Origin of the sequence: Streptomyces sp. JHA26 (assembly GCF_002005565.1) — a bacterium.
Lineage (GTDB): Bacteria > Actinomycetota > Actinomycetes > Streptomycetales > Streptomycetaceae > Streptomyces.
Genome location: NZ_BDJC01000027.1, coordinates 44,933 through 67,991, shown reverse-complemented (window position 1 = coordinate 67,991; position 23,059 = coordinate 44,933). Strand labels below are relative to the sequence as shown.

26 protein-coding genes and 1 pseudogene are annotated in these 23,059 nt (G+C 73.3%); 19 read left to right on the top strand and 8 right to left on the bottom strand.

Annotated elements, in window-relative coordinates:
* Positions 1 to 2 precede the first annotated feature (2 nt).
* The 3 genes from JHAT_RS18290 to JHAT_RS18280 are packed head-to-tail and all read left to right on the top strand — an operon-like array spanning position 3 to position 3,054.
* The gene (locus tag JHAT_RS18290) at positions 3 to 863 is read left to right on the top strand and encodes an ABC transporter ATP-binding protein (protein ID WP_077799262.1); all 861 of its coding nucleotides are present in this window, start codon (positions 3 to 5) and stop codon (positions 861 to 863) included.
* Positions 860 to 2,380, top strand: coding sequence for an ABC transporter permease (locus JHAT_RS18285; protein WP_077799261.1), 1,521 nt, complete (start codon positions 860 to 862; stop codon positions 2,378 to 2,380). Before JHAT_RS18290 ends, JHAT_RS18285 begins: the two co-directional genes overlap by 4 nt.
* Entirely contained in the window at positions 2,371 to 3,054 is a 684-nt protein-coding gene (locus tag JHAT_RS18280) for an ABC transporter (RefSeq protein ID WP_253195536.1), read from the top strand. Before JHAT_RS18285 ends, JHAT_RS18280 begins: the two co-directional genes overlap by 10 nt.
* 81 nt (positions 3,055 to 3,135) lie before the next feature.
* Here the strand turns inward: JHAT_RS18280 and mshD are convergent, their stop codons facing one another.
* Entirely contained in the window at positions 3,136 to 4,065 is a 930-nt protein-coding gene (gene mshD / locus JHAT_RS18275) for a mycothiol synthase (RefSeq protein ID WP_077799260.1), read from the bottom strand.
* Positions 4,066 to 4,249: 184 nt separating this feature from the next.
* Between mshD and JHAT_RS18270 the strand changes: the two genes are divergently transcribed.
* Positions 4,250 to 6,070, top strand: a complete 1,821-nt coding sequence (locus JHAT_RS18270; RefSeq protein WP_077799259.1) for a bifunctional UDP-sugar hydrolase/5'-nucleotidase — start codon at positions 4,250 to 4,252, stop codon at positions 6,068 to 6,070.
* A 304-nt stretch (positions 6,071 to 6,374) separates the two neighbouring features.
* Here the strand turns inward: JHAT_RS18270 and JHAT_RS18265 are convergent, their stop codons facing one another.
* The 5 genes from JHAT_RS18265 to JHAT_RS18240 form a co-directional block, all read right to left on the bottom strand.
* A complete protein-coding gene (locus tag JHAT_RS18265) occupies positions 6,375 to 7,805 on the bottom strand; it encodes a cell wall metabolism sensor histidine kinase WalK (RefSeq protein ID WP_077799258.1) in 1,431 nt (476 codons plus the stop codon).
* Positions 7,802 to 8,539 (bottom strand): response regulator transcription factor, encoded by a 738-nt coding sequence (locus tag JHAT_RS18260; protein ID WP_077799257.1) that lies wholly within the window; start codon positions 8,537 to 8,539, stop codon positions 7,802 to 7,804. Before JHAT_RS18260 ends, JHAT_RS18265 begins: the two co-directional genes overlap by 4 nt.
* A 320-nt stretch (positions 8,540 to 8,859) precedes the next feature.
* Entirely contained in the window at positions 8,860 to 9,963 is a 1,104-nt protein-coding gene (locus tag JHAT_RS18250; protein ID WP_171990955.1) for a S1C family serine protease, read from the bottom strand.
* A 130-nt stretch (positions 9,964 to 10,093) separates the two neighbouring features.
* Complete coding sequence (locus tag JHAT_RS18245; protein ID WP_077799254.1) at positions 10,094 to 11,116, bottom strand: LacI family DNA-binding transcriptional regulator; 1,023 nt, start codon at positions 11,114 to 11,116, stop codon at positions 10,094 to 10,096.
* A gap of 68 nt (positions 11,117 to 11,184) precedes the next feature.
* Positions 11,185 to 11,958 carry a response regulator transcription factor gene (locus JHAT_RS18240; RefSeq protein ID WP_077799253.1) on the bottom strand — a complete coding sequence of 258 codons (774 nt, stop codon included), beginning with the start codon at positions 11,956 to 11,958 and terminating at the stop codon, positions 11,185 to 11,187.
* Positions 11,959 to 12,225: 267 nt separating this feature from the next.
* Between JHAT_RS18240 and JHAT_RS18235 the strand changes: the two genes are divergently transcribed.
* From JHAT_RS18235 to JHAT_RS18200, 8 genes are all read left to right on the top strand, one after another.
* Positions 12,226 to 13,104, top strand: coding sequence for an alpha/beta hydrolase (locus JHAT_RS18235; protein ID WP_171990954.1), 879 nt, complete (start codon positions 12,226 to 12,228; stop codon positions 13,102 to 13,104).
* Between the two features lie 62 nt (positions 13,105 to 13,166).
* Positions 13,167 to 13,421 carry a MoaD/ThiS family protein gene (locus tag JHAT_RS18230; protein WP_077799251.1) on the top strand — a complete coding sequence of 85 codons (255 nt, stop codon included), beginning with the start codon at positions 13,167 to 13,169 and terminating at the stop codon, positions 13,419 to 13,421.
* A 2-nt stretch (positions 13,422 to 13,423) separates the two neighbouring features.
* Positions 13,424 to 14,704 (top strand): hypothetical protein, encoded by a 1,281-nt coding sequence (locus tag JHAT_RS18225; RefSeq protein WP_077799250.1) that lies wholly within the window; start codon positions 13,424 to 13,426, stop codon positions 14,702 to 14,704.
* A gap of 147 nt (positions 14,705 to 14,851) precedes the next feature.
* Positions 14,852 to 15,589: a DUF2993 domain-containing protein gene (locus JHAT_RS18220; protein WP_077799249.1), complete on the top strand. Its 738-nt coding sequence runs from the start codon at positions 14,852 to 14,854 to the stop codon at positions 15,587 to 15,589.
* A gap of 266 nt (positions 15,590 to 15,855) precedes the next feature.
* Positions 15,856 to 15,936, top strand: a complete 81-nt coding sequence (locus JHAT_RS35960; protein WP_350310325.1) for a putative leader peptide — start codon at positions 15,856 to 15,858, stop codon at positions 15,934 to 15,936.
* 127 nt (positions 15,937 to 16,063) lie between these two features.
* Positions 16,064 to 16,909 carry a sulfurtransferase gene (locus tag JHAT_RS18210; RefSeq protein WP_077799248.1) on the top strand — a complete coding sequence of 282 codons (846 nt, stop codon included), beginning with the start codon at positions 16,064 to 16,066 and terminating at the stop codon, positions 16,907 to 16,909.
* 55 nt (positions 16,910 to 16,964) lie between these two features.
* The gene (locus JHAT_RS18205) at positions 16,965 to 17,252 is read left to right on the top strand and encodes a DUF1416 domain-containing protein (RefSeq protein ID WP_004986406.1); all 288 of its coding nucleotides are present in this window, start codon (positions 16,965 to 16,967) and stop codon (positions 17,250 to 17,252) included.
* A gap of 96 nt (positions 17,253 to 17,348) precedes the next feature.
* Entirely contained in the window at positions 17,349 to 17,609 is a 261-nt protein-coding gene (locus JHAT_RS18200) for a DUF3099 domain-containing protein (protein WP_077799247.1), read from the top strand.
* 22 nt (positions 17,610 to 17,631) lie between these two features.
* Here JHAT_RS18200 and JHAT_RS18195 read toward each other — a convergent pair whose 3' ends face one another.
* Positions 17,632 to 17,994 (bottom strand): DsrE family protein, encoded by a 363-nt coding sequence (locus JHAT_RS18195; RefSeq protein WP_077799246.1) that lies wholly within the window; start codon positions 17,992 to 17,994, stop codon positions 17,632 to 17,634.
* A 168-nt stretch (positions 17,995 to 18,162) separates the two neighbouring features.
* On the opposite strand from JHAT_RS18195, the pseudogene JHAT_RS35320 reads away from it, so the two are divergent.
* From JHAT_RS35320 to JHAT_RS18160, 5 genes and pseudogenes are all read left to right on the top strand, one after another.
* Positions 18,163 to 18,342, top strand: a pseudogene (locus tag JHAT_RS35320) (Scr1 family TA system antitoxin-like transcriptional regulator); the annotation flags it as partial.
* Positions 18,324 to 18,536 carry a DUF397 domain-containing protein gene (locus JHAT_RS18180; protein ID WP_077799245.1) on the top strand — a complete coding sequence of 71 codons (213 nt, stop codon included), beginning with the start codon at positions 18,324 to 18,326 and terminating at the stop codon, positions 18,534 to 18,536. The pseudogene JHAT_RS35320 and the gene JHAT_RS18180, both read left to right, overlap by 19 nt.
* A gap of 171 nt (positions 18,537 to 18,707) precedes the next feature.
* Positions 18,708 to 19,283, top strand: coding sequence for an FABP family protein (locus JHAT_RS18170; RefSeq protein WP_077799244.1), 576 nt, complete (start codon positions 18,708 to 18,710; stop codon positions 19,281 to 19,283).
* 32 nt (positions 19,284 to 19,315) lie between these two features.
* The gene (locus tag JHAT_RS18165; RefSeq protein ID WP_077799243.1) at positions 19,316 to 19,753 is read left to right on the top strand and encodes a Fur family transcriptional regulator; all 438 of its coding nucleotides are present in this window, start codon (positions 19,316 to 19,318) and stop codon (positions 19,751 to 19,753) included.
* A gap of 9 nt (positions 19,754 to 19,762) precedes the next feature.
* On the top strand, positions 19,763 to 20,728 hold the full coding sequence (locus tag JHAT_RS18160; RefSeq protein WP_077799242.1) for a folate-binding protein YgfZ: 966 nt from the start codon (positions 19,763 to 19,765) through the stop codon (positions 20,726 to 20,728).
* A gap of 17 nt (positions 20,729 to 20,745) precedes the next feature.
* On the opposite strand, the gene dtd is transcribed toward JHAT_RS18160, so the two are convergent.
* The gene (gene dtd, locus JHAT_RS18155) at positions 20,746 to 21,171 is read right to left on the bottom strand and encodes a D-aminoacyl-tRNA deacylase (protein ID WP_077799241.1); all 426 of its coding nucleotides are present in this window, start codon (positions 21,169 to 21,171) and stop codon (positions 20,746 to 20,748) included.
* Positions 21,172 to 21,340: 169 nt separating this feature from the next.
* Between dtd and JHAT_RS18150 the strand changes: the two genes are divergently transcribed.
* Entirely contained in the window at positions 21,341 to 21,979 is a 639-nt protein-coding gene (locus tag JHAT_RS18150; RefSeq protein WP_077799240.1) for an aerial mycelium formation protein, read from the top strand.
* Between the two features lie 93 nt (positions 21,980 to 22,072).
* Positions 22,073 to 23,056: an asparaginase gene (locus JHAT_RS18145; protein ID WP_077799239.1), complete on the top strand. Its 984-nt coding sequence runs from the start codon at positions 22,073 to 22,075 to the stop codon at positions 23,054 to 23,056.
* Positions 23,057 to 23,059 lie beyond the last annotated feature (3 nt).

Sequence of the window (23,059 nt, the reverse complement as noted above, 5' to 3'; positions counted from 1 at the left end):
GCATGACCCCCACCGTTTCCGCCTCCGGGCTCAGCCTGCACCACGGACGCACCCGGGCCCTGGACGAGGTGTCGTTGCGGCTGACGCCGGGCGTCACGGGGCTGCTCGGTCCCAACGGGGCCGGGAAGACCACGCTGCTGCGTGTGCTGGCGACCGCCGTGCCCGCCGACCGGGGTTCCTTCACCGTGCTGGGGCACGACCCGGGCACCGCGCGGGGACGGCAGGAGGTGCGGCGGCGGCTCGGGTACCTGCCGCAGACCCCCGGCTTCCACCCGGACTTCACCGCCTTCGAGTTCGTCGACTACGTCGCGATCCTGAAAGAGCTGACCGACCGGGCCGGCCGGCACCGCGAGGTGCGACGCGTCCTGGACGAGGTGGGCCTGGGCGACGTGCGCGGCAAGCGGATCAGGAAGCTGTCCGGTGGCATGCGGCAGCGGGTCGCGCTGGCGGCGGCGCTCGTCGGCGACCCCGGGTTCCTGGTCCTCGACGAGCCGACGGTCGGGCTCGACCCCGAACAGCGGATGCGGTTCCGGGAGTTGATCGCCGGGGCGGGGGAGGGGCGGACCGTACTGCTGTCCACCCACCAGACCGAGGACGTGGCGATGCTCTGCCACCGGGTCCTCGTCATGGCCGCGGGGACCGTGCGGTTCGACGGGACCCCGGCCGAGCTGACCGCGCGGGCCGCCGGGCGCGTGTGGAGCAGCACGGAGCGCGACCCGGGCGCGAAGGCCTGCTGGCGCACGGGGACGGGATCCTTCCGGAACGTGGGCGATCCGCCCTCCGGCGCCGACCTGCTCGAACCCACGCTGGAGGACGGCTACCTGCTGACCCTCGACGGCGCCGGTGCGGGGGTGGCCGCATGAGCACCGTGCTGACGGCGGCCCCGTCCGCCGTGGACGCCGGGCCGCGCGGCGGTGCCCGGGCCGTGCTGGCCCTCGCCCGGTTCGAGGCCCGCCGACTGCTGCTGAGCGTCCCCGTCGTCGTCGCCTTCGTCGCCTACGCCGCCTGGATCGTGTGGCGCACCCGCGACTCCTGGGACGGGTATCCCGCCCTCCAGGACGCCGACCGCGCCACCCAGGGCGGGCCCCTGCTCGTCGGCCTCGCCGTCCTGGTCTCCGCCGACTTCGCCGTCCTGCGCTCCGCGCGCCACGGCACGGAGGGCCAGTTCGCGATCCTGGTCGTGGAACCTTGGCGCCGTACGGCGGCGCACGTGCTGTCCGTCGTACCGGTCGTGCTGCTCACCGCCGTGTGCGTGGCCGGGCAGTTCGCCTGGGAGGCGTCCAAGCAGGGTGCGATAGGGAGCGGTTCGCCGGCCGAGCTGCTCGTCGGGCCGCTGACGGTGCTGCTGTCCGGTGTGCTCGGGGTGCTGCTGGCCCGGGTGGTGCGGGCGCCGCTCGCCGCGCCGCTGCTGGTGGTCTGCCTGCTGCTCACGCTCGCCCTCGGTACGAGCTCGGGCGACGTCGACGGCCTGTCGTGGCTGGCCCCGGTCGTCACCGAGTCCGGCACCACCACCCTGCCCTCCGACCTGCTGGGGCGGCCCGCCGCCTGGCACGCGCTGTACCTGGCCGGCGCGGCCCTGTGCGCGGCCTTCCTCGCGGTGCTGGCCGCCGGTGGACGCGGACCGGCCGTCCGGGCGGGGACCGCCCTGGCCCTCGCCCTGGCGGTGACCGGCGGTGTCCTGCAGGCCAGGGGCGTGGATCCGTCACCGGGGCTGACCGCGGCCCGCGAACGGGTCTCGGCGAACCCGGAGAAGGAGCAGAGCTGCGTCGAACACGGCCGGTCGGCGTACTGCGCGTTCCCCGACTGGGAGCCCCGGACGGGTGCCTGGGCCGGGGTGGTGGACCACGTCCAGTCCCTCGCGGGCGGCACCGCGCACGACCGGCGGCTCCTCGTACGGCAGCGGATGGACGTCCGGAACGGGCCGGGGGGAGACGCCGCGATCCCCCCGCTGACCGCACCGCACCAAGTGACCGTGGGCACCGCCTGGGGCGGCAACCGGGTCCCGGAGTTCTCCACCGCCGTCGCCGCCGTGCTGGTCGCGGGCAGTGAGCAGGCGGGGAGCACGGTGTGCGACGGGCGGATGGTCACCGTCATGTGGCTCTCCCTCAGCTGGCAGGACGACCCGATGGACGCCCTGCGCCGGGTCCGTCTCGACGACAGCGTCGAGGGGGCCGCGGTGGTCCTGTCACCGACCGATCCGCTGACCATGACGGAGGGACAGACCGACGTCGTGCGGCGGCTGCTCGAGGAGCCCGGTCCCCAGGTCGCCGAGCGGGTGAAGGCGCACTGGACCGAGCTGACCTCCCCGGAGGTCACGACGGCCGAGGCCGCCGGGCTGCTGGGCGTGGCCGGGCCGGAGAAGGCGGACTCGTGCGAGTGACGCGCGCGCTGGCCGGTCCCGTGTGGCGCACGCTGCCGTGGCGGGCCCTGGGCTCCGCCGGCGCCCTCGGGCTGCTGCTCGCCGGGGCGCCGAGGCTGACGGGCGCGGAACCGGACCCCCGGCAGGCGCTCGTCCTGCTGCGGGGCGTCGCCCTGGTCGGCGCGCTCGGCCTGGTCTTCCTGCTGGACGACCGGGCCCGGCACCTCACCGCGCCCGTACCGACCCGGCGTCCCCTGCGGCAGGCGCTGCGGGTGGTCCTCGTCGCACCGCCCGCCGTGCTGTGGTGGACGGCGGTGCTGCTGCTCGCCCCCTCCGGCACCCGGCCCCCGGTCGGGGACGTCACCCTGGAGGCCGGGGCGATGTGCGCGGCGGCGCTCGCCGGTGCGGCGGCGGCGGTACGTCTGACGGACGAACCGCGCCCCGGTCCGGCCGTCGCGGCGGCCCTGCTGGTCGTGGCCGTCCTCGCGCCCCTGCTGGTACCGGAGGACTGGGCGCTGTCGGTGGGGCCGGACGACCCGCGGTGGCCGGCGGCGCACGACCGGTGGGCGGTGCTGCCGGCGGCGGCCGCCGCGGTGTGGGCGGTGTGCGGGCCGGAGCCGGTGGGCCGGCGCGGACGGAGGCGGGTCACCGGCGTGCCGGTCACGTCCGGCCCGGGCGGCGCGCACCGTCCGTAGGACGTGCCCCGCGCGCCCGGTCGGCGCGGGGCGTCCGGTACGCCCGGAGGCCTCCCGGTGGGCCGGCGCGCCGGTGACGGCTCACGTCTCCGTGCGGTACATCAGGTCCGTCTCGTGGGTGACGAAACCCAGGCGTTCGTAGACGGACACGGCCGCCTTGTTGTCGGCGTCGACGTAGAGCATCGCCGTGGGCAGGCCCCGCTCCGCCAGGTGCCGCAGGCCGATGGTGGTCAGGGCCCTGCCCAGGCCACCGCCCTGGGCGTCGGGGCGGATGCCGAGGACGTACACCTCGCCGAGCCGTTCCTCGGCGTGCACCTTCGTCCAGTGGAAGCCGATCAACTCGCCCCCGCGTTCGGCCAGGAAGAACCCCGCCGGGTCGAACCAGCCCTCGGCCTTGCGGTCGTCGAGGTCCCGCTGCGTGAGGGCGCCCTGCTCGGGGTGGTGGGCGAAGGCGGCGGCGTTCACGGCGAGCCAGGCCGCGTCGTCCCGGCCGGGTACGAAGGCGCGTACGCTCACGCCCTCGGGCAGCCGCGGGTCCGGCAGGTCGAGGCCGGCCAGCGGGCGGCGCATCTGCCGCAGTTCGCGGAAGAGGGTCAGCCCGAGGACCTGCGCGAGGTGCCGGGCGGCGGAGTGGCCGCCGTGCGCCCAGATCCGCAGCCGCTTGCCGGAGGCCGCGAGCAGCGCGGAGCCCAGCGCCCGTCCGTGGCCCCTCCCCCGGTGCGAGGGGTGGACGACCAGTTCGGCGGCCGGGGGTTCGATCGGGTCCGTGCCCTCCAGCTGGGCGTAGCCGACGAGTTCGCCGCCGTCGACGGTGAGCAGCAGGTGCGAGACGCCCTCCCGGGCCGGACCGCGCAGTTGCAGCCGCCCCTGCTCGGAGACGGCCTGCTGCCCGTCGTTGCGGGCGGCCTCGGCGAGCAGGGCGAGGACGGCGCCGGTCTGCTCCGGGGAGAGTGCGGTGAGGGTCTCGATCGAACGGGAGCGGCCGGGCCGCACGGTGTCGTCGCTGGTCATGCGTACGAGGGTAGAGGGAGGGCGCGGCAAAGCGGCGGTAGCGGGGGAGACCGCGGAGAAGAAGGAAGGTAGACCGTGATGTAACCCGGAACCCTCTGTCGCGCTACGCGCGTTGACCCTAGGCTGTCGCGCCGGCGGGCCGTTTCCTCTGCGGCTCGCGTCACGCACACCCACAGGGGGGCGCATGCCAGCCACAGCACACCCGCACCACGCGCGCCGCAGACGCCGGACGACCCGGCTCCTCGTCGCCGCCGCCACCGTCGTGACCACCGGGGCGCTCGCCGCGGCGGCACTGCCGGCGTCGGCGCACGCGGGCGGGGGCCACCGGGACCACGGCGGTCACGGCCACGGCCGTTACCAGGACGTCCAGCTCCTCTCCTTCAACGACCTGCACGGCAACCTGGAGCCCCCGGCCGGCTCCTCCGGCCGGGTCACCGAGGTCCAGCCGGACGGCACGACGAAGACGATCGACGCGGGCGGCGCGGAGTACCTCGCCACCCACCTGCGCCAGGCCCGCAAGGGCCACCCGTACTCCATCACCGCGGCCGGCGGCGACATGGTCGGCGCCTCCCCGCTGCTGTCCGGCCTCTTCCACGACGAGCCGACCATCGAGGCGCTGAACAAGCTGGACCTCGACGTGACGTCCGTCGGCAACCACGAGTTCGACGAGGGCGCCAGGGAGCTGGCCCGCCTGCAGAACGGCGGCTGCCACCCCACCGACGGCTGCTACACGGACAAGGAGTTCGAGGGCGCCGACTTCCCGTACCTGGCGGCCAACGTCCTGGACGAGAGGACGAAGAAGCCCCTCCTGAAGCCGTACTGGGTGTGGAAGCAGCGGGGCGTCGAGGTCGGCTTCATCGGCGTGACCCTGGAGGGCACCCCGAACGTCGTCTCGGCGGAGGGCGTGAAGGGCCTGCAGTTCAAGGACGAGGTCGACACGATCAACAAGTACGCCAAGGAGCTGCAGCGCCAGGGCGTGAAGTCGATCGTGGCCCTCATCCACGAGGGAGGCTTCCCGGCCTCGTCCTCCTACAACTACGACTGCGACTCCCCGGGCGCCGGTGACGGCGTCTCCGGGCCGATCGTCGACATCGCCAGGAACGTCACGCCCCAGGTGGACGCGCTCGTCACCGGCCACACCCACAACGCGTACGTCTGCACGATCCCCGACCCGGCGGGCAAGCCCCGCATGGTCACGTCGGCGTCGTCCTTCGGCCGCCTCTACACGGACACGACGCTGACCTACGACCGCGCGACGGGCGACATCGTCCGTACGGCCGTGAAGTCGGCGAACCACGTGGTGACGCGGGACGTCCCGAAGGCACCGGACATGACCCGCCTGATCGACCGGTGGAACACCCTGGCCGCCCCCATCGGCAACCGCCCGATCGGCTACATCTCCGGCGACATCGGGAAGGACGGCACCGAGTCCCCGCTCGGCGACCTGATCGCCGACGCGCAGCTGGCCCACGGCACGTCCCTGGACCCGGAGACCGACCTGGCCCTGATGAACCCGGGCGGCATCCGCGCACCCCTGACCTACACGGCCTCGGGCAGTGAGGGCGACGGCGTGGTCACGTACGCCGAGGGCTTCACGGTGCAGCCCTTCTCCAACACGGTGAACCTGCGCAGCTACACGGGCGCCCAGCTGATCCAGGTCCTCAAGGAGCAGGTCAGCGGCCCGAACGAGGCCTCCCCGAAGATCCTCCAGGTCTCCTCCGGCCTCACCTACACCCTGGACATGACCAAGTCGGGCGCGGACCGCGTGGTCACGGACTCCATCCGCCTGAACGGCGCCCCCATCGACCCGGCGGCCACCTACCGCGTCGCGGCGAACAGCTTCCTCGCGGGCGGCGGCGACGGCTTCACCACGATGGGACAGGGCACGGACGAGCTGGTCGGCTCGGACGACCTGGCGGCCTTCGTGCAGTACCTGACGGCCAACTCCTCGGCGACGGACCCCATCGCCCCGCCGGCGGCGGACCGCATCACGATCGTGCGGTAGCGCTCCGCGCGCTCTTCCAGCGGGCCCGTGACCCTCACCGGTCACGGGCCCCTTCCTTTTCCCGCTCGCGCTGCGCCCGGCGGTGTCGCATGAGGAAGGGGAGGTGTCCCCAGGGCAATGTTTTCGGTGAGGCCCCGTGGAACGCGTTCGTGGCGGGGATGAAGGGCGAGCCGCTGCAGCAGGGCGGGGCAGTCGCACTGAATCGACCGGCCCCCCGGCGTGAATCCGATCCTCGGCCGCCCCCCCTGCCGGCTGGGCGCCGGTCAGCTCGGTCGCCGTCGGGGTGTCGAAGGCTGCCGCGCGGTCAGACGTCCCCGTCCGCCGGATCCCGGTCCGGCGGCGGTACCGGTGCCCCCGGCAGTCGTACGGTCGCCACCGTGCCGCCGCCCTCCGCCGGGGTCAGCGTCACCTCTCCGCCCGCCTGCTGGACCGTCCGCGCCACGATCGACAGGCCGAGGCCCGAACCGGGCAGCGCGCGGGCCGACGGCGAGCGCCAGAACCGGTCGAAGACGTGCGGGAGTTCGTCGGTGGGGATGCCGGGTCCGTGATCGCGGACGGTGAGGGCGCCGTCGGCCAGCCGTACGTCGATCGTGCCGCCCTCCGGGCTGAACTTCACCGCGTTGTCGAGGATGTTGACCATCGCGCGCTCCAGCGCGGAGGGCTCCGCCCGTACGTACCAGGGCTGGACGTCGGCGGTGATGGTCAGTTCCGGTCCGCGCAGGCGGGCGCGGCGCAGCGCCGACTCGACGACGTCCTGCCAGGCGAGGATCCGTGTCCTGCCCGCGTGCTGGCCGGTGTCGGGGCGGGACAGTTCCTGGAGGTCGCCGATGAGCGCGGCGAGTTCCGTCATCTGCGCCTTCACGGAGGCGAGGAGCGCCTTGCGGTCGGCCTCGGGGATCGGGCGGCCGGTCTCCTCGCTGCGGGAGAGCAGTTCGATGTTGGTGCGCAGGGAGGTGAGGGGCGTGCGGAGCTCGTGGCCGGCGTCGGCGATGAGCTGCTGCTGCAGGTCGCGGGAGCTGGCCAGGGAGGAGGTCATCGAGTTGAAGGAGCGGGAGAGACGGGCGATCTCGTCCTCGCTCTCGTCCTCCACGGGGATGCGGACGTTCAGGTCCTCGGTGCGGGCGACGTGCTCGACGGCCTCGGTGAGCTTGTCCACCGGACGCAGCCCGGCGCGGGCGACGGCGAGACCGGCCGCTCCGGCGCCGAGCACGCCGATGCCGGAGACGACGAGCAGCAGCAGGGCGAGTTCGTCGAGGGTGTCCTGGGTGTCCTCCAGCGGGAGGGCGACCAGCAGGGCGACCCCGTCGGCGAGCGGCACGGTCAGTGTGCGGACGGCCTTGCCGTCGGTGTCCTCGCCGTTGCGGAAGTACGCCGAACCGTCGGGGTTGCCGGCGACCTTGACGTCCGGGGGGGCCACCTTCACCGAGCCCGCCGAGTTGCCGAAGACGCAGTAGTCGCCGTCGGACCGGACGAGTTCGAGGTAGGGCTGGCTGCGGGGGCCGGGGGGCTGGGTCGGGTCGGGTGTCCGGGTGCAGTCGGCCAGGGTCGTCCGGATCGCGGACAGGGACATGTGGAGGTTGCCGTTGCGCAGGTTGTCGTCGACCTCGCCGTACAGCTTGCCCTGCACGATGAACCAGCACGTCACCGAGACCGCCGCCACCGCGAACGCCACCGCCGTCGTCACCAGCAGGGCCAGGCGGGAGCGCAGGGGCAGGGCGCGGAACCGCCTGATCACTCCGCGCCGCCCTGCCGCAGGACGTAGCCGACGCCGCGGACGGTGTGGACGAGGCGCGGTTCGCCGCCCGCCTCGGTCTTGCGGCGCAGGTACATGACGTACACGTCGAGGGAGTTGGACGACGGCTCGAAGTCGAAGCCCCAGACGGCCTTCAGGATCTGCTCCCGGGTGAGGACCTGGCGCGGGTGCGCCATGAACATCTCGAGGAGGGTGAACTCCGTGCGGGTCAGCTCCACCGGGCGCCCGGCCCGGGTGACCTCCCGCGTCGCCAGGTCCATGGTCAGGTCGGCGAAGGCGAGGGTGTCGTCGGTGGCGGTGGCCTCCACCGCCGCCGCGTAGGAGCTGCGGCGCAGCAGGGCGCGGATGCGGGCGAAGAGTTCGTCCAACTCGAAGGGCTTGACCAGGTAGTCGTCGGCGCCGGCGTCCAGGCCGGTGACCCGGTCGCCGACGGTGTCGCGGGCCGTCAGCATCAGGATCGGGGTCGTGTCGCCCGCGCCGCGGATCCGGCGGGCGGCGGTCAGGCCGTCCATGCGGGGCATCTGGATGTCGAGGACGACCAGGTCGGGCCGGTACGCCGCCGCCTTCTCCAGGGCGTCGGCGCCGTCGACGGCGACCTCGGTGCCGTACCCCTCGAAGGCGAGGCTGCGCTGGAGGGCTTCGCGGACCGCCGGCTCGTCGTCGACGATCAGGATGCGCTGGGTGTCACGGTCGCGGTCGCCTTCTGCGGGGCTCATGGGTTCGGGTTCCTCGGGTGCGATGGGTACGGGCTGCCAACGCCTTCAGCGTCGCACGCCGGGGCCGGTCCCGGTGCGGCGTCCCACGGCGGGGTGCGGGGCGGCGGGGCGGTGCGCCGTGGGGCGGACGGGGCGCGGTGTGCCGTGGGTGCGGACGGGGGTGCGGGCGGCGCCGCGGGCCGGCACCCGCGGCGCCCGGGGTACCGGAGGCTGCGGCGTGGAAGCGGCCTCCGGGCCGAGGACGGGTCCGGCCGGACCGCCGACGGTGGGCGTCGCGGCGTGCGCGGTCCGCCGGAGCACGGTGTGCCGCCCCCCTCCGCTCAGTTCCGGGCGCCCGCCCGCAGCGCGGCCAGGTCCGCCTTGACGGTGTTGATCGGGATGGCGAAGCCGAGACCGACGCTGCCCGCGTCCGCCGACGAGGACGAACCGGCCGCCGAGTACATCGCGGAGTTGATGCCGACGATGTTGCCGTTCATGTCGATCAGCGCGCCGCCGGAGTTGCCCGGGTTGAGGGAGGCGTCCGTCTGGATCGCCTTGTACGTCGTCGTGGACGAGCCGGTGTCGCCGTTGAACTCCCGGCCGCCGAACTCGAACGGCCACTGGCCGCCCTGCCGCTGCTGCTGCCGGCCCTCGTCCGTCGACACGGTCACGTCGCGGTCCAGGGCCGAGACGATGCCGCTGGTCACGGTGCCGGTCAGGCCCTCGGGGGAGCCGATCGCCACGACCTGGTCGCCGACCTGGACGCCGTCGGAGTCGCCGAGGGTGGCGGTCTTCAGGCCGGAGGCGTTCTCCAGCTTGATCAGCGCCAGGTCCTTCTTGCTGTCGGTGCCGACGACCTCGGCGCCGTACCGCTTGCCGTCGCTGGTCGTCACCTCGACCGAGGAGGCACCGGACACGACGTGGTTGTTGGTGACGATCTCGCCGTCACCGGTGATGATCACGCCGGAGCCGGTGGAGGAACCGGCGTTCGAGGTGGCGTTGATCTCGACGATGCTCGGGCTGACCGCCCGGGCCACGCCGGCGACCGTGCCCTTCTGGCTGGAGGGCACCACGGTGGTGCTGGTGGAGCTGGAGGCGACGGTGTCGCCGCCGGTCAGCTCCTGGATGCCGTAGGCGGTGCCGCCCCCGACGGCCGCCGCGACGATCGCCACGGCCGCGAGCAGGGCGACCGGGCCGCGCCGGGCCCGCCTGCGGGGCGGCTGGACGGGCTCACCCGGCTCCGCGGCCACCGGGGGGTGGGGCGGCTGCGCGGGCGGGGGCGGCCACTCCGGATTCACCGGGCTCGTGCGGCTCTCCGGGGCCACCGGGCCCGCGTGGCTCCCGGGGCTCCCGGGCGAGGAGGCGTGCTGCGGGGCGCCCTCGTGAGGGGTCACGTACGGATGCGCGTTCTCGTACTCGCCGCTGCGGCGGAAGCTCTCGGTCATGTCCATGAGCTTCCCGCCCGCGGATGAGAGCTTTCTGAGTCCCGCCTGAGAAGCCCGGCAGAACCTCGTATGCCCGATATAAAGAAGCCCGGCTCCACATCAGGAAGTCCGGCTCCGGCGGCCGCCGGGGCTACCCGCAGCCGCAGGACTGCCGTACCACCAGCCGCGACGGGAACACCTTCAGCCGCTCGCGCCGCGAGCCCGCGATCCGCAGCCCGTCGTCCAGGACCAGGTCCACGGCGGACCGCGCCATCGCCGACCGGTCGGAGGCGACCGTCGTCAGCGGCGGGTCGGCCAGGCCGGCCTCCTTGATGTCGTCGAAGCCGGCCACCGCCAGCTCGCCGGGGACGTCGATGCGCAGTTCGCGCGCCGCGCGCAGCAGGCCGATCGCCTGGTCGTCGGTGGAGCAGAAGACCGCGGGCGGGCGGCGCGGACCGGCGAGGACCTCCAGGGCCACCCGGTACGCGTCGTAGCGGTTGTAGGGCGCCTCGAAGAGCCGGCCCTCGGTGGAGAGCCCGGCCTCCTGCATCGCCCGCCTCCAGCCCTCGACGTGGTCGGAGACCGGGTCGCCGACGGACGGGGTCTCGGCGGTGCCGCCCATGCAGGCGACGTACTCGTACCCGTGCTCCAGCAGGTGGCGCACGGCGAGCTGGGCGCCGCCCAGGTCGTCGGTGACGACGGCGACGTCGTCGATGGCCTCGGGGCGCTCGTGCAGCAGGACGACCCGGGCGTCCCAGGCGTCGATCTCGGCGGCGGCCAGGTCGTTCAGGGCGTGGCTGACCAGGATCAGGCCGGAGACCCGCATGCCGAGGAAGGCGCGCAGGTAGTGGACCTCGCGCTCGGCGACGTAGTCGGTGTTGCCGACGAGGACCATCTTCCCGCGCTCGGACGCGGCCTGTTCGACGGCGTGGGCCATCTCCCCGAAGAAGGGCTGGCGGGCGTCCGGGATGATCAGGCCTATGAGGTCCGTGCGCCGCGACGCCATGGCCTGGGCGACCCGGTCGGGCCGGTACCCCAGCTCCTTGATCGCGGCGAGGACACGCTCGCGCGTGGCCGGGGCGACCGGCCGGGGTCCGTTGTTGATGACGTAGCTGACGACGGCGGTCGAAGTCCCCGCCAGTCGCGCCACATCATCCCGAGTCACCTTGGCCACGCGCGGAGTCTACGCGGATGGACCCGCTCCGGGCAGGGCGTATCAGCCCTCGGTCGGCCCGGTGACGTTCAGGCCTCGGCTGCGGCGGGCGTCGTCTCCGCGGCGTCCGCCTTCGCCGCGGACCCCCTCTTCGCCCCGGTCTCCTCCGCGGCCCGCTCCTTCTTCTCCGGTTTCTCGGGCGTGACGAAGCGGTAGCCGACGTTGCGGACGGTGCCGATCAGCGACTCGTGCTCGGGGCCGAGCTTGGCGCGCAGCCGCCGTACGTGCACGTCGACGGTGCGGGTGCCGCCGAAGTAGTCGTAGCCCCACACCTCCTGGAGCAGCTGGGCGCGGGTGAAGACCCGGCCCGGGTGCTGGGCGAGGTACTTCAGCAGCTCGAACTCCTTGAAGGTCAGGTCCAGGACCCGGCCCTTGAGCTTGGCGGAGTACGTCGCCTCGTCGACCGACAGGTCGCCGTTGCGGATCTCCATGGGGGAGTCGTCGCCGGCGATCTGCTGCCGGCCCATGGCCAGCCGCAGCCGGGCCTCGACCTCCGCCGGACCGGCGGTGTCCAGCAGCACGTCGTCGATGCCCCAGTCGGCGGTAACGGCGGCGAGGCCGCCCTCGGTGACGACGAGGACCAGCGGGCAGCCGAGGCCCGTGGAGCGCAGCAGCTGGCACAGGCTGCGGACCTGGGGGAGGTCGCGGCGCCCGTCGACGAGGATCACGTCGGCGCCGGGGGTGTCGACGAGCGCGGGCCCCTCCGCCGGGGCCACGCGGACGTTGTGCAGCAACAGGCCGAGGGCGGGGAGCACCTCCGTCGACGGCTGGAGGGCATTGGTCAGGAGCAGGAGAGAACTCATCGCGCCCCACCTGCCCGGGTCGTCCTGCGGTCGTGCACGGTTCGCTCGCCCATAACGTCTGGTTCCTCCTCGGTCCCTGCGATGGGGGCACCTCCCGCGCCCGTGGAGGCAGCGGGGGAGTCTGCGGCACTGCTTCGTACGGTGCGGGCCCCTCGCCCGCGGGCTCCGCTGCGAGTCCGGGAGATGAACGCCGGCGAACGCTCCCGAAAGCACAAAAGGACCCGGGGGCTGCGTCGCCCGAGTCCTCTGCCCAGCAGAATAGCCGACATGAGCGACGGTCCGGCAGTTCATGTGGCGCGTTCCACCATTCGTCCGCATTCTGGGACGCCCCGGGGGACGGCGGGGCGGGCACCTCGCCGAACGCCCGCGCGGACGTTCCTGCGCACGTCCGACGGGGTGCGCATCGACGCCGTGTACGAGCCCGGCCCGGACCGCGGGGACGCCGCCGACCTGGTGTTCGTCGTGGCGCACGGGTTCACCGGGGACGCCGACCGCCCGCACGTGCGCCGGATCGCGGAGGCGTTCGCGCGCCGCGGGGCCGTCGTCACGTTCTCCTTCCGGGGGCACGGTGCCTCCGGCGGGCGCTCGACCGTCGGTGACCGCGAGGTGCTCGACCTGGCGGCGGTGGTGGCCTGGGCGCGCGGCTTCGGGCACGCGCGCGTGGTGACCGTCGGCTTCTCCATGGGCGGCTCGGTGGTGCTGCGGCACGCCGCGCTGTACGGCCGCGACGGCGACGACGGCGACGACGGCGCCGCCCGCACGGACGCCGTCGTGTCGGTGAGCGCCCCCGCCCGCTGGTACTACCGGGGCACGGCCCCCATGCGCCGGCTGCACTGGCTGGTGATGCACCCCGCCGGGCGCCTGGTGGGCCGCTACGGCCTGCGCACCCGCATCCACCACCGGGACTGGGACCCGGTGCCGCTGTCGCCGGTGGAGGCGGCGGGGCGGATCGCGCCGACGCCGCTGCTCGTCGTGCACGGCGACCGGGACGGCTACTTCCCCCTCGACCACCCCCGGATGCTGGCCGAGGCGGCCGGTGACCACGGCGAACTCTGGGTGGAGCCCGGCATGGGCCACGCCGAGCACGCGTCCGGCGAGGAGCTGCTGTGCAGGATCGGCGACTGGGCCGTGGCGCGGGCGGGCTAGCCTGACGGTGTTCACCGCCGATCGGCACGGACGCCGATCGGCACCGGCGACGAAGGATCCAGATGGCAAAGGTCACGGTGCGCTACTGGGCCGCCGCGAAGGCCGCGGCGGGAGTGGCCGAGGAGCCGCACGAGGCGGCCACGCTCGCCGACGCGCTCGACGCGGTGCGCGAGAGCCACCCCGGCGAACTCACGCGCGTGCTGCTGCGCTGCTCGTTCCTCGTCGACGGCGAACCCGTGGGCACGCGCGCGCACGAGACGGTACGGCTGGCCGACGGCGGCACGGTCGAGGTGCTCCCGCCGTTCGCGGGAGGGTGACGATGACCGACCAGCCGTATCAGCGACACCAGCCGCACCAGCCGTACGAGGGACACGAGGGGTACGACGCCCAGGTGTGGTCCGGACAGCACCAGCAGGGCCACCGGGGGTACGACGACCCGGACACCGGCCCGCACACGCAGCAGTGGCAGGGCCAGACCTGGGAGACGCAGCTGCAGCCGCCCGTCCCGGCGGAGGAGACGGCGTACCTGCCCCCGCAGGGGGACGGCGCGTACGGCGGTGGGTACGGGGAGCAGACGTACGGATCGCAGCCGTACCAGCCGCAGCCCCAGCAGCATCAGGCGCAGTACCAGCCGCAGGCGCAGCCCTACCAGCCACAACCCCAGGCGTACGCCCCCCAGGCCCAGGCCCAGGCCCAGGCCCAGGCTCAGCCCCAACCGCAGCCCTACGCCCCCGAGCCCTCACCGGCCGCGGCTGCCCCGGCCGCCCCGGCGCCGTCGGCATCCCCGGCGGCCACCGCCTCCGCCGACGCCCCCGAGTACGGCCCGGCCACCCTCGCGGGCAACGCCCGGATCACCGACGCGCAGCGGGCCCGCGCCGAGGGCCGTTCGCCGATCATCGACCCCCGGATGCAGCCGGCCGCGCTCACCGCGCTGCTCGGGCTGCTGCTGGCCGGCGCGGCCGAGGTCGGCACGTACGCGCTGCTCGTCCCGCTGGTCGTCCTCCAGGCCGTCACCGCGGCGGGCTGGTTCCGGCTGAACGGCATGTGGCCCGCCCGGCAGGGCATCGCGCTGGGCTTCGCGGGCGCGCTGGCCGCGGACGCGGCGATGCTGGTGTCGGACCGTTCCCCGGCGGCGCTCCTCGGCACGCTCGGCGTGTGGGTGCTGCTCTCCCTCGTCCTGCAGCTGCGGTCGCACGCCGACCCGGACGAGCGGATGTACGGCCTGATGGCGACCGTCGTCGCGGCGGCCCTGGCCGTCGTCGCGGGCGGGTACCTCGCGGCCGACGCGGACGCGGCGACGGTCGGCGCGGTCGCCGTGGCGGTGGCCGTCGTGGCCCGCGCGCTGCCGATGCCGACGCCCGCCTCGGTGGTCGTCGCGCTGCTCGCGGCGGCGGGCACCGGGACCGCGGTCGGCGCGATGACGGGCATCGGCACGCCGGGCGCGCTGATCGGCGCGGGCGCCGCGGTGTGCGCGCTGATCGGGCACCGGGTCGCGGCCTACGACTACCCGTCCCGGTTCGTGCACTTCACGGCCGGCGTGGCGCTGCCGCTGGCGGCCTCGGCACCGGCCGTGTACGCGCTCGGGCGGGTGTTCGGCTGAGGGTCCCCCGGGGCGTACACGCCCCGCCTGTCACAGGTGATCGACAAAATCCGGTTGCGGCCGTCCACCGCGTTACGCTCGCGCTGGACGGCCGACGGTCGTCGGGGGACCGCTGTCGTTGACGCCTACCGGTGGGGAAGCACTCGCATGCGCGCACTGCGAATATTGTTGATCGTCGTCGTGATCCTGGGCGGACTCTTCGTGATCGCGGACCGGCTCGCGGTCAACTTCGCCGAGGGCGAGGCGGCGGACAAGCTGCGCAGCACCGAGAACCTCGCCTCGACGCCGGACGTGTCCATCAAGGGCTTCCCCTTCCTCACGCAGGTCCTCGGCGGCACGCTGGACGACGTCGAGGTCGGCATCGACGACTACGAGGCGACCACCGGCGACGGCAACAGGAAGATCCGCATCGACGACCTCCGGGCCGACATGAAGGGCGTCGAGTTCTCCAGCGACTTCGGCTCCGCCACGGCGGCCACGGCCACCGGCACCGCGACGATCTCCTACGACGAGCTGCTGAAGGCCGCCAAGCCCGAGCCCACGGAGGTCGGGCCCGGCATCACCGCCAGGGTCGTCGGCCTCTCCGACGGCGGCAACGGCAAGATCAAGGTGTCGCTCCGGGCCACGGTCCTGGGCACCGAACTGCCCGAGCCGGTCGACGTCCTCAGCTCGGTGAAGGTCAAGGACAACAACGTCGAGGTGGTCGCGGACGGCCTGCCGACGGTGGGCGGCAAGCAGTTCGCCGAGTCCCGGATCCGGGCCATCACCGACTTCCAGCAGACCATCGACGAGCTGCCGGGCGGGATCGAGCTGGACAAGGTCGAGGCGGCGGAGAACGGCGTCGAGATCACGGTGAAGGGTTCGGGCGTCAGGCTGGCCGGGTAGGACGACGGGCGGTGCCCGGGAGCCGAGGGACGGTGCCCGGGAGCCGAGGGCGTCCGCGGGCCGCCCGCCCGACGCCCGCCCGACGCGTCGGCGTCCGACAGGCGAGACGCCGACGTCCGCACCACAGATGCGAGGACCCTCGCGACGGACCGCGGACCGCTCGGCGGCGCCCGGGGCGGCTCGCGAATCCCAGATACCGGACGATCCCGTCTCATCATGCGACACGCCGGTGACACGGCCCGGCATCCGTCCCTACGATCGAGCCCATGAAGCGACAGGCGGATCTCACGAAGCGGCGGGCAGTGGACCTGTGCCGCGTTGCCGCCATGCTCTGTCGCACCTTCTGAACGGACGGCGACGCCGCCGTCCGGTTCCCCTCACCGCCCCGTTCGGGGCACCCGCGCGCCGCTCCGGCATGAGCGCGCACCCCCTCTCACCCGCACGCCCCGCCGCAACTGCCCCGGAGGAGAAAGCATGAGCCGCAGCGACGTCCTGGTCGACGCCGACTGGCTGCAGGACCACCTGGACGACCCGACCATCGCGATCGTCGAGGTGGACGAGGACACGTCCGCGTACGACAAGAACCACATCAAGAACGCGATCCGGATCGACTGGACGCAGGACCTCCAGGACCCCGTCCGTCGTGACTTCGTCGACCAGGAGGGCTTCGAGAAGCTCCTGTCGAAGAAGGGCATCGCCAACGACCACACCGTGGTCCTCTACGGCGGCAACAACAACTGGTTCGCGTCCTACGCCTACTGGTACTTCAAGCTGTACGGCCACGAGAACGTCAAGCTCCTCGACGGCGGCCGCAAGAAGTGGGAGCTGGACGCCCGCGAGCTGGTCGACGGCACCGACGTGCCCGAGCGCCCGGCGACCGACTACAAGGCCAAGCCGCAGGACACCTCGATCCGCGCCTTCCGCGACGACGTCGTCAAGGCGATCGGCGCGCAGAACCTGGTCGACGTCCGCTCGCCCGACGAGTTCTCCGGCAAGCTGCTCGCCCCGGCCCACCTCCCGCAGGAGCAGTCGCAGCGTCCGGGTCACGTCCCGTCCGCCCGCAACATCCCGTGGTCGAAGAACGCCAACGACGACGGCACCTTCAAGTCGGACGAGGAGCTGAAGGCGCTCTACGAGGCCGAGCAGGTCGACCTGGCGAAGGACACCATCGCCTACTGCCGCATCGGTGAGCGCTCGGCCCTGACCTGGTTCGTGCTGCACGAGCTGCTGGGCGTGGAGAACGTCAAGAACTACGACGGCTCCTGGACCGAGTACGGCTCCCTCGTCGGCGTGCCGATCGAGCTCGGCGCCGCGAAGTAACCACCCGGGTACAGCACCCCACCGCGACCTTTCCCAACCCCTCAGGAGTGACGACATGTGCGGAGCGAAGGCCGGCGGCCCCGACGCCTCGACGATCAAGCCCGGTGAGACCACCATCCAGGGTCAGGTGACCCGCGACGGCGAGCCGGTGACGGGCTACGTCCGTCTGCTGGACTCCACCGGCGAGTTCACGGCGGAGGTCCCGACCTCAGCGACGGGCCAGTTCCGCTTCTACGCGGCCGAGGGCACCTGGACCGTACGGGCGCTCGTCCCGGGCGGCACCGCCGACCGCACGGTCGTCGCCCAGCAGGGCGGGCTGGCGGAGGTCGCGATCGCCGTCTGACGACGGACGCGCCACACGACGGCCGAGGGGCCGCACCCACCGGGTTGGACGCCTGGGGTGCGGCCCCTTCGGTGTGCGCGGACCTACGCTGGACATATGTACGCACGGCGGCGGCGCGTCTACTTCGTGATGATGGGCACCTGCATCGCGCTGTTCGTCCTGGCCTGGGGAGTCGTCCGTCTCTGGTCGGTTCCGGCGGCCGTGGGCATGTGCGTGGTGGCCATGGTCATCCCTCCGCTGGCCGCGATGGTCGCCAACCGCCGCGGCCCCGACGACCGCTGGTGGGACGACCCCTCGGGCGACGCGAAGTCCGACGAGTGGTGGGACGAGCTGGACGGCAAGCGCCGCGGGCCCTGAAGGGACCGCCCGGCGGGCGCGCTCAGTAGACGAGCGCCTGCGTGTCGTCGGCCAGCGACTCCTGCACGAAGACCTGGGCGCCGGCGATCCGCACGCCCTCGAGGACGTCCTTCTCGGTGATGTCGCGGCGGGCCGCGCACTGGGTGCACAGGGTCACCCGGCCCCCCGCCAGGAGCGAGTCCAGCAGGTCGGGCAGCGGCGCGGCGTGCGGCAGCTCGAACTCCGCCGCGCGGCCCGGCAGGGCGAACCAGGCGGACTCGCCGGTCAGCCACAGCGAGACGTCGACCCCACTGGCCACGGCCACCGCCGCCACCGTGAACGCCTGAGAACACCGCTCGGGCGCATCGGCCCCGGCCGTCACCTTGATCACGAGCTTCTTCGCCATGGCGGAAGCGTAGCCCTCGCGGGCGGCGTCACACCGCGAAGGTGATCGTCACCAGCAACGTCGCGACGCACAGGACGGTGAGCAGGCCGCTGACGGTGGCGCCGTCCAGCCGGGTGCGCCGCCGGTGCCGGGCCTTGTGCCGCGGCGCGGGCCCCGGCGGGCGGGCCGGGTGGAACGGTCGCCTACACCGAGAACGACCTACGCGGTGAACTCGTGGAAGAAAATGCCTCAGTTGAGCTGCTGCAACGTAGGGACGATGCGATGCGGGACTTGGCGCTGTCACCGGCCGAGTCGCGCGATTTCATCCTGCGGACGTTGGAGGAAGCGCCGTGCGAGCCATCGATCTGAGCGCCGTCTCGTGGCGCAAGAGCAGCTACAGCAACACGAGCGGCGGCGAGTGCGTCGAGGTCGCCGCCGGCCTCCCCCTCGTCCCCGTCCGGGACAGCAAGGACCCCTCCCGCGGAGCGCTCCTGTTCACCGCGCCCGCCTGGACCGCCTTCCTGGGCGGAGTCCGACGGGAAGCGGCGGGAGGGGCCGCGTAAGCTGGGGGCGGCCCTGTCGTATGCCCCCGCTCAAGGAGCACCCCGTGGAGATCTTCTTCGAAACCCTGCTGGTCCTGGTCTGCGTCGGCGTCCTCGCCTTCGCCGGTCTGACCGTGAAGAAGCTGTACCAGGGCCAGCGCTGATCACCGACGCCAGGAAGTAAGTCCGCTCATGATCGAGATCCCGTCCGACCTTCACAAGGACCTCGTCCCGCTCGCCTTCCTCCTCGGAAACTGGGCGGGCGCGGGCGTGCACGACTTCCCCGGTGCCGAGAAGTGCAACTTCGGCCAGGAGGTCTCCTTCACCCACGACGGCCGTGACTTCCTCGAGTACGAGTCCCACACCTGGGTGCTGGACAACGACGGCAACAAGGTCCGTCCGCTGGAGTCCGAGCACGGCTTCTGGCGCATCGACGCGAACCGCAAGGTCGAGGTCACGATGACCCGCGACGACGGCGTCATCGAGATCTGGTACGGCGAGATGGCCGACCAGAAGCCCCAGATCGACCTGGTGACCGACGCGGTGGCCCGCACGGCCGCCTCGCGGCCCTACACCGGCGGCAAGCGGCTGTACGGCTACGTCAAGAGCGACCTGATGTGGGTCGGCGAGAAGCAGACCCCCGAGGTCGAGCTGCGCCCCTACATGTCGGCGCACCTGAAGAAGGTCGTCACCCCGGAGGAGGTCGAGCGCTGGGCCAAGGCCCTGCCCGATGACATGCCCGACGACGGGATCGCCTTCTTCAAGTAGGCCCCTGCCCAAGAGGTCCTACACTCAGGGGTGTGGTGAGCACCGACTGGAAGAGCGACCTCAGGCAGCGCGGCTACCGGCTGACCCCGCAGCGGCAGCTGGTGCTCGAAGCAGTGGACACCCTGGAACACGCGACCCCCGACGACATCCTCGGCGAAGTGAGGAAGACGGCGTCGGGGGTCAACATTTCCACCGTGTACCGCACGCTGGAGCTCCTGGAGGAGCTCGGGCTGGTCAGCCACGCCCACCTCGGGCACGGGGCGCCCACCTACCACCTCGCCGACCGGCACCACCACATCCACCTGGTCTGCCGGGACTGCACCAGCGTGATCGAGGCCGACCTGTCGGTGGCCGCCGAGTTCACCGCCAAGCTGCGCGAACAGTTCGGCTTCGACACCGACATGAAGCACTTCGCGATCTTCGGCCGGTGCAAGGAATGCTCCCGGGAGGGCTCGAGCACCGAGTCGTAGGCTAGGCGTATGAAGAGCCCCCTGCTGTCCCTGCCCGGCGCCGTCCCCGCCGAGGGCGTGGACGAAGGCGTCGCCGCCCACTACGGCGACCTGTTCCGCGAGCAGCGCGCCCTCGCCGACGGCACCGGATTCGTCGACCTCTCCCACCGCGGTGTCGTCACCGTCACCGGCGACGACCGGCTGGCCTGGCTGCACCTGCTGCTCACCCAGCACGTCAGCGAGCTGCCGGCCGGCGAGGCCACCGAGGCGCTGATCCTCTCCGCCAACGGCCACATCGAGCACGCCCTGTACCTCGTGGACGACGGCGAGAGCGTCTGGGCCCACGTGGAGCCCGGCAGCCAGGAGGCGCTGATCGCCTACCTGGAGTCGATGAAGTTCTTCTACCGGGTCGAGGTCGCCGACCGCACCGCCGACACCGCGGTCGTCCACCTGCCGGCCGGCTCCATCGCCGCGGCCCCCGAGAGCGCCGTCGTGCGCGAGACGCCGTACGGCCGTGATCTCTTCCTGCCGAGGGAGGAGCTGGAAGCCTTCGCCGCCGAGGCGGGTCCGCCCGCCGGGATCCTCGCCCACGAGGCGCTGCGGGTCGAGCAGCACCGCCCGCGTCTCGGCTTCGAGACCGACCACCGGACCATCCCGCACGAACTGGGCTGGATCGGTACGGCCGTGCACCTGCAGAAGGGCTGCTACCGGGGGCAGGAGACCGTCGCCCGCGTGCAGAACCTGGGCAAGCCGCCGCGCCGGCTGGTCCTCCTGCACCTGGACGGCAGCGAGGTCCACCTGCCGCCGAACGGGGCCGAGATCCGCCTCGCGGACGACGGGCCCGACGGCCGGAAGATCGGTTTCGTCACCACGTCCGTGCGCCACCACGAGCTGGGCCCGGTCGCCCTCGCCCTGGTGAAGCGGAACGTGCCGGTCGACGCCCGGCTGATGGCCGAGGAGACCGCGGCCGCACAGGAGACCGTCGTCGAGCCCTGATGCCCTGAAGGCGGGGCTCAGACCTCCACGAGGACCGTGAACGGGCCGTCGTTCGTCAGCGACACCCGCATCGCCGCGCCGAAGCGGCCCGTCGCCACGGTCGCGCCCAGCGCGCGCAACTGCGCGACGACCTCGTCGACGAGCGGCTCGGCGACATCGCCGGGCGCGGCGGCGTTCCAGGTGGGGCGGCGGCCCTTGCGGGCGTCGCCGTACAGGGTGAACTGGCTGATCACCAGGAGCGGGGCGTCGACGTCGCTGCACGACTTCTCGTCGTGCAGCATCCGCACCGACCAGAGCTTGCGGGCCAGCTGCGCCGCCTTCTCCTTGGTGTCCTCGTGGGTCACGCCGACCAGGACGCACAGTCCCTCGCCGTCGATCGCCCCCACCGTCTCGCCGTCCACGACGACGCTCGCACCGTCCACTCTCTGCACCACCGCACGCATGCCGCCATGATGCCGTGCCGCCCGAGGAGCCCGGCGGGCGGGCCGTACGGGGCTTCTTTTCGCTCCGTAACCCCCCATCTGGGGCCGATCGGGGGCACTCGGTCACATAGCGGCCACGTGGGGTGGCACGATGCTTCCCAGACGCCGGTCGAGGGGACGGTTGAGTGAGATGAGCACACCGAGCACGGGGCAGCCGTCTGGGACTGTCACGTCGGCCCACCCGGGGGGCCTCGAGCCGCTCCGGCCGCCCGTGCAGCGCACGGACAGCCCGGGGCTGCCCGTGGACCCGCCGGAGGACGACCTGTTCGTGCTGAGCCTGCCCGAGCTGCGCACCCTGCGCCGGGACGCCCAGCGCGAGGAGGCCGACCTCAGTTACGTCCGGCGGCTGCTGCAGGGGCGGATCGACATCCTGCGGGCGGAGCTGGCGCGGCGGGGGCCGACGTCCGCGGTGGACCCGGACACGGCGGTGTCCGAGGCGTCCGAGGCGTCCGTCGTGGAGCGGCTGTCGGAGATCCTGACCGACGCGCCGGCCCGGCAGCGGTCCTCCGCACGCCATGTGACGCTGGGCACACCGCGCAGCGCGGAGGGGCGGAGACTGGCCGCGGAGATGCTCGGCGAGGTGGAGCTGTCCGACCTGACGGCCCGCACCGACCCGGAGCTGAACGCCGCGATGGGCCGCCTCGTGCACTACGAGCAGCAGGTCTCCCGGCGGCGGCAGCGGCTGCAGCGGACGGCCGACGGCTGCAGCGCCGAGATCGCACGCCGGTACCGTGAAGGGGAAGCACAAGTCGACGACCTGCTCGTGTGACGCCGGGAGCGGCCTCCTCCAGCCGCTCTCCGCAGGGCCCGGTGAACCCGGGACGTCACGGCGGCGGGTCACCCGTCCGGAAGGCCACCGCCGATGCCCGCGTCCCCGTCCGCGCCCACGTCCGCCCTCTCGCCCGCCGTACCGCCCGTCCTCGCCGAGGTCGTCCGGTCCGGTTTCGTCGAGGGGCGGCACCGGGGCAGCCTGGTCGTCCTGGCCGCCGACGGAGCGGTGGAGCTGGCGCTCGGGGACGTGACGGCCCCGGTCTTCCCGCGCTCCTCCAACAAGCCGATGCAGGCGGCCGGCGTGCTGCGGGCCGGCCTGGACCTCGCCGAGGAGCGGCTGGCGCTGGCCGCGGCGAGCCACTCCGGGGAGCCCTTCCACCGCGACCTGGTCCGCAAGATGCTCGACGAGTACGGCCTCGACCCGGCGCTGCTCCAGTGCCCGCCCGACCTGCCGCTGGACCCGGAGGAGCGGGACACCTACCTGGCGTCGGGCGCGGGGCCCGACCGGATCACCATGAACTGCTCCGGCAAGCACACGGCGATGCTGGCCGTCTGCGCCGAGCGGGGCTGGCCGCTGGAGACCTACCTCGACGCGGACCACCCGCTCCAGCGGCTCATCCACCGGGTCGTGGAGGACGCGGCGGGCGAGCCGGTCGCCGCCGTCGGCACGGACGGGTGCGGGGCGCCGCTGATGGCGATCAGCCTGGTCGGGCTGGCCCGCGCCTTCCGCTGCTTCGTGGCCGCCGAGCCCGGCACCGCCGAGCGCCGGGTCGCCGACGCGATGCGCGCCCACCCCGAGTACGTCGCCGGCACCCGCCGCGCCGACACCTGGCTGATGCGCGAGGTGCCCGGCACGCTCTCCAAGATGGGCGCGGAGGCCGTGCAGGCGGTGGCCCTGCCGGACGGCCGCGCGCTGGCCTTCAAGGTGGAGGACGGGGCGAGCCGGGCGCTGGGTCCGGTGCTGGCCCGCGCGCTGACGCTGCTGGGCGTGGACGCGCCGGTGGTCGAGCGCATCGGCCGCGCCCCGCTGCTGGGCGGCGGACACGAGGTGGGGGAGATCCGGGCGGCCTTCTGACGC

Coding starts and splice junctions, on each gene's coding strand:
- JHAT_RS18290 (WP_077799262.1), top strand. CDS start 3: ATGACCCCCACCGTTTCCGCCTCCGGGCTCAGCCTGCACCACGGACGC.
- JHAT_RS18285 (WP_077799261.1), top strand. CDS start 860: ATGAGCACCGTGCTGACGGCGGCCCCGTCCGCCGTGGACGCCGGGCCG.
- mshD (WP_077799260.1), bottom strand. CDS start 4,065: ATGACCAGCGACGACACCGTGCGGCCCGGCCGCTCCCGTTCGATCGAG.
- JHAT_RS18270 (WP_077799259.1), top strand. CDS start 4,250: ATGCCAGCCACAGCACACCCGCACCACGCGCGCCGCAGACGCCGGACG.
- JHAT_RS18260 (WP_077799257.1), bottom strand. CDS start 8,539: ATGAGCCCCGCAGAAGGCGACCGCGACCGTGACACCCAGCGCATCCTG.
- JHAT_RS18250 (WP_171990955.1), bottom strand. CDS start 9,963: ATGACCGAGAGCTTCCGCCGCAGCGGCGAGTACGAGAACGCGCATCCG.
- JHAT_RS18240 (WP_077799253.1), bottom strand. CDS start 11,958: ATGAGTTCTCTCCTGCTCCTGACCAATGCCCTCCAGCCGTCGACGGAG.
- JHAT_RS18235 (WP_171990954.1), top strand. CDS start 12,226: ATGAGCGACGGTCCGGCAGTTCATGTGGCGCGTTCCACCATTCGTCCG.
- JHAT_RS18230 (WP_077799251.1), top strand. CDS start 13,167: ATGGCAAAGGTCACGGTGCGCTACTGGGCCGCCGCGAAGGCCGCGGCG.
- JHAT_RS18225 (WP_077799250.1), top strand. CDS start 13,424: ATGACCGACCAGCCGTATCAGCGACACCAGCCGCACCAGCCGTACGAG.
- JHAT_RS18220 (WP_077799249.1), top strand. CDS start 14,852: ATGCGCGCACTGCGAATATTGTTGATCGTCGTCGTGATCCTGGGCGGA.
- JHAT_RS35960 (WP_350310325.1), top strand. CDS start 15,856: ATGAAGCGACAGGCGGATCTCACGAAGCGGCGGGCAGTGGACCTGTGC.
- JHAT_RS18210 (WP_077799248.1), top strand. CDS start 16,064: ATGAGCCGCAGCGACGTCCTGGTCGACGCCGACTGGCTGCAGGACCAC.
- JHAT_RS18205 (WP_004986406.1), top strand. CDS start 16,965: ATGTGCGGAGCGAAGGCCGGCGGCCCCGACGCCTCGACGATCAAGCCC.
- JHAT_RS18200 (WP_077799247.1), top strand. CDS start 17,349: ATGTACGCACGGCGGCGGCGCGTCTACTTCGTGATGATGGGCACCTGC.
- JHAT_RS18195 (WP_077799246.1), bottom strand. CDS start 17,994: ATGGCGAAGAAGCTCGTGATCAAGGTGACGGCCGGGGCCGATGCGCCC.
- JHAT_RS18170 (WP_077799244.1), top strand. CDS start 18,708: ATGATCGAGATCCCGTCCGACCTTCACAAGGACCTCGTCCCGCTCGCC.
- JHAT_RS18160 (WP_077799242.1), top strand. CDS start 19,763: ATGAAGAGCCCCCTGCTGTCCCTGCCCGGCGCCGTCCCCGCCGAGGGC.
- dtd (WP_077799241.1), bottom strand. CDS start 21,171: ATGCGTGCGGTGGTGCAGAGAGTGGACGGTGCGAGCGTCGTCGTGGAC.
- JHAT_RS18150 (WP_077799240.1), top strand. CDS start 21,341: ATGAGCACACCGAGCACGGGGCAGCCGTCTGGGACTGTCACGTCGGCC.
- JHAT_RS18145 (WP_077799239.1), top strand. CDS start 22,073: ATGCCCGCGTCCCCGTCCGCGCCCACGTCCGCCCTCTCGCCCGCCGTA.